We start from the raw sequence: 1,207 nt of genomic DNA on the forward strand, positions 1-1,207 counted from the left end.
CCTCCGCCCGCACATGCCCGCCAGGGGCGGGTGGGATGGGCCGCTCATGGTCGTCGGAGGCGTCGGGGCGCGGTCAGGCGGGCGTGCAGGGTGCGGGCGGAGGTGTCGGTGAGGGCGGCGATCTGGTCGACGATGGCGCGCAGGCGCGCCGTGTCGTCTCCGGCGGCGTCCGCCTCGTCGTACAGGGCACGGAACTGGGGGTCCAGGCCGAGGGGGGCGCGGGCGGTCAGGGCTTCGCCCAGTTCGGCGATGATGACGCGCTGGTCGGCGCGGACCGCTTCTTGGTCGGCGCGCTGCATGACATAGCGGTCGGCGACCGCCTTCAGGACCGCGCATTCCAGGCGCGCCTCGCGCGGGACCACCAGTTCGGCGCCGTAGCGGGTGAACCGGCCGGTGCCGTAGGCGGCGCGGGTGGCGCCTTCCGCGGCGAGGCAGAAGCGGCCGATGAGCTGGCTGGTGGCGTCCTTGAGCCGGGCCTGGGCGACGGAGGAGCCGTCATAGCCGTGGGGCCACCACTCCTGGTCGAGCAGCCGGTCCAGGGCCTCGGCCAGTTCGTCGGCCTCGGCGCCCGGGGCGTAGCGGGCGGCCGCGACCGCGAACACCTCGCGGCGCTCGGGCTCGGCAAGCAGCAGACCGGGGTCGAGGTGGCCGGCGTGCAGGCCGTCCTCGACGTCGTGGACCGAGTACGCCACATCGTCGGACCAGTCCATGACCTGGGCCTCGAAGCACGTGCGGCGCTCGGGCGCGCCCTGCCGGAACCACGCGAAGACCGGGATGTCGTCCTCGTACACCCCGAACTTGCGCGAGCCGGGGTCGCTGGGGTGCCCGCCGCGCGGCCAGGGGTATTTGGTGGCGGCGTCGAGCGCGGCGCGGGTGAGGTTGAGCCCCACGCTCACCGGCGCGCCGGTGTCCGGGTCGGCGACGAACCGCTTGGGCTCCAGCCGGGCCAGCAGCCGCAGCGACTGGGCGTTCCCCTCGAAGCCGCCGCAGGCCTCGGCGACCTCGTTGAGCGCCTGCTCGCCGTTGTGCCCGAAGGGCGGATGGCCCAGGTCGTGGGCCAGGCAGGCCATCTCCACCAGGTCCGGGTCGCAGCCGAGCGCGGCGCCGAGCTCCCGGCCCACCTGGGCGCACTCCAGGGAGTGGGTCAGCCGGGTGCGCGGGGTGGCGTCCCAGGCGGGGGCACCGGCACCGGGGCCCCCGCCTGGGA

1 protein-coding gene is annotated in these 1,207 nt (G+C 75.5%); it reads right to left on the reverse strand.

The window, feature by feature from the left end; genetic code table 11:
• Positions 1-44: 44 nt before the first annotated feature.
• Positions 45-1,207, reverse strand: a 1,163-nt coding sequence (locus tag CCN51_RS52195) for a deoxyguanosinetriphosphate triphosphohydrolase (RefSeq protein ID WP_086861320.1), incomplete at its 5' end; no start/stop codon positions are given.

The sequence above is a fragment of the Streptomyces milbemycinicus genome, assembly GCF_002154605.1.
Taxonomy (GTDB): Bacteria; Actinomycetota; Actinomycetes; order Streptomycetales; family Streptomycetaceae; genus Streptomyces; species Streptomyces milbemycinicus.